The following is a 6,633-nucleotide window of genomic DNA, read 5'->3' as shown; positions in this document are numbered from 1 at the left end:
AAACCTTTAGATTCATTTTTCTGAATTATTTAGCCAATTGCTTTTGTTCAAACTTCTTGAAAGCTCTGAAAATGTCTTTTGCTAGTTGGAGGTATTCGGGATTCAAAAAGTAAAATACAGCGTTCCCGTCTTGCTCGGCTTTCATCACACGAATGTTTTTCATGTATATAAGGTGTCTAGAGGTTTTACTTTGCGGTATTTGCAATTCTTCTTGGAAAGCAGAAACCTGCATTCTTTTATTTTTCAAGAGCAATTCGAACATGCGGATACGCGTCTGGTCAGATAGACATTTGCAAAATTCGGCTTGAAATTCTAATCGGTCCATTTTATTAAGTTCTTTTAGTTATTTAAGGGTTGGTAGTTTTTTAATTTCTTCTGTTCGCTTTTGATCTACAATTTTAGCATAATGTTGTGTCATGGATATGGTACTGTGGCCTAATAAATCTTGCATGGTATACAAATCCATATTGTGCGTAAGGCCTAGAGTTGCGAAAGTGTGTCTGCTAGTATGAAAACTAATTGATTTATTTATTCCAGCTGTTTTTGCCCAGGTTCTTACCGCAAGGTAAGTACCCGTTTTTTTAGGTATATTGAAAAAGATCCTTTCATGAAACTCATTTTTACCAATATCTTCAAGAATTGTTTTAGCAAATTCGCTTAAAGGAACGCGAATTGTCTTTCCGGTTACACGTTTAGATTTTTTTGGCTTAAGTATAATTTCATCATTTACAATATTACTCCACTTCAGAGCAAATATATCTGAGTAACGTAAACCTGTAAAACAAGCAAAAAGAAATCCATACCTAAGGTGAGGATTAATTATACGCCCCCTTTCAGTCTTTGAAGTGTTTTTAAGAAGCTGAATTTCATTTAATGTCAAATGGACTGTTTCTGACATTAATTGTTTAGGCATTTCAAACTCCATGGCTCTAAAAGGGTTTTCAATTAATTCATTATTTGATTCTGCAACATCAAAAAACCATTTTAGGTAAAACAATTTGACACGTATAGTATTTTGGTGATTAATTTGGAAAAGATACTTTTTAAATTCATTCAAAAAACTGACGTCTACTTTGTGGATCGAAAGGTCCTTATTATTAATAAATTTTTTCAAACTTACAATTAAACCTTTTAGCCCCCAATTTTCTCTCCCCTGTTCTTTAACCTGATCATACTTTTCTTGTAATCCTCTAATTAAAAGAGACTCTTGAATTTTATTTTTTGGAGAATAACCGTTAATGGAATTTGAAACCTCCAACTCTCTTTCGGCCCTAATCCTTTCGGCTAGCTTTAAGAAAGGCTCATCTTCTTTGGCAATTTTCTTTTTGATTGGAGCACCTTTACGGTCGTACTTTATTTGTCCATCCTCTTTTGTTACAAATTTTGAATAGTCCTCCGTAACATAAATTTTCAAGAATTCATACACGCGCTTTTTCTTTCCATTTTTATTAGGGGCGTAAATATCCAGATAAATAGAGTACTTACCATTTTTCAAGGACTTGTATCGGATTGTTACCATAAATTATTCTATGATAGATTTGTTACTCAATTGTTACTCCATGTGATAAGGTAACAAAAAAAGTAACAAACAATATACAATTCCATATAAAAAATGATCTATTGAGTTTATAAAAATTTGTAAATTGTTTAAAAAAAGGGGGTATTTATAAAAAATATACAGGGTATTCTATTACATTTTATATCAGAACTTTTAATGCTCAAAGGTTCATTATTATTTCTTAAAGGGCTTTCCATTAAAAAATGGCTTGTGTTAACCCAGGCCACTCCTTTGAATTTCTCAAAAACTATGTTTAAGTTGGAGGCATTGTTTTTTATATACACCATTCCATATTTCCTTGACCATTTTGGAGAGGGAAGCTCTTTAATTAAGGCCTGAATAATCTTGTCGGGATAAAATTGAATGCCAATTTGTTTCTGGCTGTTAATCAGAAGATGTTTTATGGTAATATGCTTAGCAGGGCCCTTCACCAGAGTGTATTAAGTTACCGCACAGGATGAAGACCAGCAAATTTAAAAGTGCATTTATACGTATAATAAACGTGTAATCTACGACTATGAGAGTATGCCCTGAATGCGGGAAAGAAATTACAGGACGGACAGATAAAAAGTTTTGTTGGGTTTATTGTAAGTCAACTTTTCAAACAGATTGATGACCAATTAAAACTGAACCGTAGAATATTAAAAAAATATAATAAAGGGGGTAAGGTTACTGTGAGAAAAGAGATACTGTTGGAAGAAGGCTTTAATCCCAAGTACTTTACTCACTATTGGAAAAATTCAAGGGGTGATATCTATTTGTTTTGTTACGAATTCGGTTTTCTTGAATTAAAAGAACAACATAGACAAAAGTATGTTTTAATACAATGGCAAACCTATATGAAGCACCCTTTAAATAAGTAAAACACACCTTTTAATATCCCACTGTCTGATAATGATTCAAGCCGCTCCCTTCAAAGTAATGAGTATAAGGTAAATTGCCTTTCAATAAAAGTGATTTCCCTTGGCTTATTCTTCCTTTCAACTTTTCAGGGAAATGGTAAAATTGATCAATTAGCGCTTTTAAGTATCAAGATAAGGTTAATAAAATGAGAAGAAGTAGTAGATTTAAGTTCCTAAGTGGCTTTAATCAAAATTGACTGCTTAGAAATTTATCATACATTAATCTTCAATTTTTATTCTAAACCCTAACAGCATCACATGGAGATACATCCTCTTAAGGCGCATATAGAAGAAATAGTCCCTATTACTGATGAGCAATTCAATTATATACTAAGCTTTTTTAAACTGGTAAAAAAACGTAAACATCAATTTGTAGTTCAGGAAGGAGATAGAGTTGACAAGGAATTCTGGGTAGTTAAAGGATGCTTAAAATCCTATTTTTTTGATGATAGGGGCAGAGAGCATATTTTACAATTTGCCATGGAAAACTGGTGGGTCACCGATTATGATGCTTTTACAAACCAAACCAATGCTACTATTTCAGTAGATTGCCTGGAAGATTGTGAACTTTTATATATTACTTATCAAGACCGGGAAAAACTTTCTGCGGAGATGCATGAAATGGAAAGGTTTTGGGCAAAAAAGACAAAATTGGGCTATGTAGCCTTGCAAAAACGAATACTTTCACTACTCAGAAATTCTGCTAAAGAACGTTATGATCTCCTTTTCCAGCAATACCCACAACTTTTTCAAAGGGTTCCAAAAAAACTACTTGCCTCCTATTTAGGAGTTTCACGAGAGACTTTGAGTAGACTTAGCCATTAACAACCCATTGGCAGAAATGCAGTTTTTTCTTTTTCGTAGAGACCTCTTTCCTAACGTAGTCAATATACCCCCACTAAGAGGGAAGCCCATTTTGTAGGATCTTACCCATTCCTAAAGTCGACAACACGGACCTAGAATGTGACTTACCTCACACCATAATGGTGATATACTTCCTATTAGAGCATTACTGCACTTTCTAATTTTGTAGCATAATCATTTTAAAAAAAGTTATGCCGTATATCAACATCAAAGTTACCGATGAGCAGGTGACAAAAGAACAAAAGCAACAATTGATTGCTGGTGCCACTCAATTAGTAGTAGAGGTTCTAAACAAAAACCCGGAGACTACACATGTGGTAATTGATGAAGTTCCTGTAGACAATTGGGGAGTAAAAGGGAAACTGTATTCTGATCTCAAAAAATTAAACGTTTAAGAACATGAAAGGTAAAACAGTAATTATAACTGGGGCTTCGACAGGTCTAGGAAAGGCCATTGCCCGCTTATTTATTGAAAAAGGTAGCAAGGTAGTAATGAATTCCTTTAATGAAGAAAACTTAAAGGCCACCATAAAGGAATTTGGATCTCCAGAAAATGCTTTATTGGTCGCTGGAGATATTGCCCAAAAGCAGGTCAGTGAAGAAATCATCCAGAAAGCCATTGAAAGATTCCAAACCATAGATGTATTGGTGAATAATGCAGGGGTGTTTCAACCCAAGCCATTTTTGGAGGTGGAAGATGAAGACTTAAATAGGTTTTTGGATATAAACCTAAAAGGCACATTTTTTACTTCTCAGGCAGCAATCAAGCAAATGATCACACAAGGAGGGGGCTCCATTATTAACATTGGAACTGTATTGGTAGATCACGCAATTGGAGGCTTTCCTGCAACCGCCCCTGTAGCTAGTAAAGGAGCCATTCATGCTTTAACAAGACAGCTAGCGGCTGAATTTGGAAAAAACAATATCAAAGTTAACACAATAGCCCCGGGAATAATTAGAAGTCCCCTTCAAAGCAAAATAGGGGTTGAAGATGCGGATAGTCTGGCTGGGCTACATTTACTCGATAGAATTGGGGAGCCAGAAGAAATTGCAGAAGCTACTTACTACCTGGCTGCTGCAGATTTTGTAACTGGAGAAACCATTAATGTTGCTGGTGGACATACCGTTGGTCACAGCATTGGATAAAAAGCAATCATATATCAGATTAAATATTTAAGAAAAATGAAACGAATTTATTATATCACGGTAATTACCCTATTATGTTTGCTCAGTAGCATCGGGTATTCTAAAAAATTAAAACACAGGAAGAATTTCAAAATTTTGTTTGTAGTCACCTCTCATGATAAATTAGGAGAAACGGGTAAGAAAACCGGGCTTTGGATTGAGGAGTTTGCGACCCCTTACTTTTTTCTAAAAGATATGGGGATAGAAGTGGTCGTAGCTTCTCCAAAAGGAGGACAAGCCCCAATAGACCCTAAAAGCAATCTTTCTGATTTTCAAACAGAGGCAACAAAAAGATTTTATGCTGATCCACAGGCTCAAGCCGCATTAAGGGAAACACGAAAATTATCCCTGGTTAAAGAAGGGGATTTTGATGCGGTTTTTTATCCTGGTGGACATGGTCCACTTTGGGATCTATCTAGGGACAAAAATTCAATCCAATTAATAGAGTCGTTTTATAATCATGGCAAACCAATCGCTTTTGTTTGTCATGCTCCGGCCGCTCTTCAAAATGTAAAAGACAAAAGTGGGCAACCTTTGGTAAAAGGTAAAAAAGTAACTGGATTTGCCAATAGTGAAGAAGAAGCAGTGCAGTTAACAAAGATAGTTCCGTTTTTGGTAGAGGACATGTTAAAAGAGAAAGGAGCAATATACCAAAAAGGAAAGGATTGGACACCGTTTACCCTTACAGATGGCTTATTAATAACCGGACAAAATCCGCAGTCCTCCTATGAGGTGGCTCAAACACTTTTAAAGATCCTCAAAAATAAATAAAAGTAAAGTTGATGTACGCCAATAATTCAAAAGATATACAAGCCTTGATCACCAACTATTTTCAAGGTATATACAAAGGGAAAATAAAAGAATTAGAGAAAGTTTTCCATCCCCGGGCCTTACTCTTCGGAGATATAAATGGAGTGCCCTACTTTAAATCTCTGGCTGATTATATTAAAGGTGTCAAAAATAGAAAAAGCCCTCATGAATTAGGAGAAGAATTCAAAATGAAGATTCTTTCCGTAGAAATTAATGGAGATATGGCAATTGCTAAGCTCCATGTGCCTATGTTAGGATTTAACTATTATGATTTCATATCTTTAGCCAAAGTAGACGGGAATTGGAAAATCGTCAATAAACTATTTACACATGTGGTATAAAACTCAGGCTACTAACTTACTTAGTATAAAGTATCCAATTTGGGTGGATTGGGTTCCTTTGGACTTAATGCATATGCTCCTGAGGAAATTTTGGAGGTTAACAAGAAGATCAAGCAATTGACCCGCCAACCCTATGCCCTTAATTTATGGGTACCTTTGAAAAATGACCCTATTACTAATTTCAAGAAAAAGGATTTTGAGGAGCTAAAACAACTCTTTCGCCCTCATTTCGAAAAAATGGGGGGCCCAATGCCTGAAATGCCCAATATTAAATCTCAGGATTTTGAATCTCAGATAGAGGCTGTATTGAAGGTAAAACCTCCTGTGGCAAGTTTTATTTTTGGTATTCCCTCAAAAGAAATTATCCGGGAATTGAAAAAAAGGGGAATAACTACCATTGGTACTGCCACAACAAGTGATGAAGCCTTAACAATTCAGGAATCGGAAATAGACCTGGTGGTTGCTTCGGGAGCAGAAGCGGGAGGGCATCGTGCTTCTTTTCTACAAGCTGCAGAAGACTCCTTGACCACTACGCACGATTTGGTCAGACAAATTACAAACAAAATGGTGGTACCCTTGATTGCAGCAGGTGGTATATCCAACGGTAAAGATGTTGCTGAAATACTAAAACTGGGCGCATCTGCAGCCCAAATAGGAACAGCCTTTTTGGCTACTGATGAGTCCAATGCTTCTGCGCAACACAGAACAATGTTGCTTTCTGAGAAGCCTTTAAAAACGGACCTTACAAAAATGTATACAGGGCGGTTGGCCAGGACACTTTCGAATAAAATCCATAAAGAATTTGAGAAGCCAAAAGATAAATACCTGGCACCATATCCTATTCAGGGTGCTTTTATAAGTGCTTTGAGACAAGCCTCTATGGACCAGAAAAAATTAGACTTTATTTCATTTTGGTCAGGACAGCCTTCCTCTCCCCTCGTACATACATCTGCAAAAAAATTATTTGAGTCTT

At 35.8% G+C, this 6,633-nt stretch carries 8 protein-coding genes; 6 read left to right on the top strand and 2 right to left on the bottom strand.

The annotated features are described in order from the left end of the window. Positions 1 to 25 precede the first annotated feature (25 nt). Complete coding sequence (locus E1171_RS10730) at positions 26 to 325, bottom strand: ArsR/SmtB family transcription factor (protein ID WP_155206005.1); 300 nt, start codon at positions 323 to 325, stop codon at positions 26 to 28. A gap of 18 nt (positions 326 to 343) precedes the next feature. Then, positions 344 to 1,519, bottom strand: a complete 1,176-nt coding sequence (locus tag E1171_RS10725; protein WP_155206004.1) for a site-specific integrase — start codon at positions 1,517 to 1,519, stop codon at positions 344 to 346. Positions 1,520 to 2,718: 1,199 nt separating this feature from the next. Between E1171_RS10725 and E1171_RS10720 the strand changes: the two genes are divergently transcribed. The 6 genes from E1171_RS10720 to E1171_RS10695 form a co-directional block, all read left to right on the top strand. Further along, positions 2,719 to 3,285 (top strand): Crp/Fnr family transcriptional regulator, encoded by a 567-nt coding sequence (locus E1171_RS10720; RefSeq protein WP_155206003.1) that lies wholly within the window; start codon positions 2,719 to 2,721, stop codon positions 3,283 to 3,285. A 230-nt stretch (positions 3,286 to 3,515) separates the two neighbouring features. Beyond that, a complete protein-coding gene (locus E1171_RS10715; protein WP_155206002.1) occupies positions 3,516 to 3,719 on the top strand; it encodes a tautomerase family protein in 204 nt (67 codons plus the stop codon). 4 nt (positions 3,720 to 3,723) lie between these two features. Then, positions 3,724 to 4,470, top strand: a complete 747-nt coding sequence (locus E1171_RS10710; RefSeq protein WP_155206001.1) for an SDR family NAD(P)-dependent oxidoreductase — start codon at positions 3,724 to 3,726, stop codon at positions 4,468 to 4,470. Between the two features lie 36 nt (positions 4,471 to 4,506). After that, entirely contained in the window at positions 4,507 to 5,280 is a 774-nt protein-coding gene (locus E1171_RS10705; RefSeq protein ID WP_155206000.1) for a type 1 glutamine amidotransferase domain-containing protein, read from the top strand. Between the two features lie 11 nt (positions 5,281 to 5,291). Continuing rightward, positions 5,292 to 5,660, top strand: a complete 369-nt coding sequence (locus E1171_RS10700) for a nuclear transport factor 2 family protein (RefSeq protein ID WP_155205999.1) — start codon at positions 5,292 to 5,294, stop codon at positions 5,658 to 5,660. Between the two features lie 39 nt (positions 5,661 to 5,699). After that, positions 5,700 to 6,633, top strand: a 934-nt coding sequence (locus E1171_RS10695; RefSeq protein WP_246164274.1) for an NAD(P)H-dependent flavin oxidoreductase, incomplete at its 3' end; no start/stop codon positions are given.

The sequence above is a fragment of the Xanthovirga aplysinae genome (assembly GCF_009711365.1).
In the GTDB taxonomy this organism is placed as follows: Bacteria; Bacteroidota; Bacteroidia; order Cytophagales; family Cyclobacteriaceae; genus Xanthovirga; species Xanthovirga aplysinae.
Note: the sequence above shows the minus strand (reverse complement) of the source record. Positions and strands in the feature narration are given on the sequence as shown.

Bases quoted from the DNA above. Each gene is read 5' to 3' on its own strand.
- E1171_RS10700 (WP_155205999.1), top strand. From the start codon at position 5,292: ATGTACGCCAATAATTCAAAAGATATACAAGCCTTGATCACCAACTAT.
- E1171_RS10730 (WP_155206005.1), bottom strand. From the start codon at position 325: ATGGACCGATTAGAATTTCAAGCCGAATTTTGCAAATGTCTATCTGAC.
- E1171_RS10715 (WP_155206002.1), top strand. From the start codon at position 3,516: ATGCCGTATATCAACATCAAAGTTACCGATGAGCAGGTGACAAAAGAA.
- E1171_RS10720 (WP_155206003.1), top strand. From the start codon at position 2,719: ATGGAGATACATCCTCTTAAGGCGCATATAGAAGAAATAGTCCCTATT.
- E1171_RS10725 (WP_155206004.1), bottom strand. From the start codon at position 1,519: ATGGTAACAATCCGATACAAGTCCTTGAAAAATGGTAAGTACTCTATT.
- E1171_RS10705 (WP_155206000.1), top strand. From the start codon at position 4,507: ATGAAACGAATTTATTATATCACGGTAATTACCCTATTATGTTTGCTC.
- E1171_RS10710 (WP_155206001.1), top strand. From the start codon at position 3,724: ATGAAAGGTAAAACAGTAATTATAACTGGGGCTTCGACAGGTCTAGGA.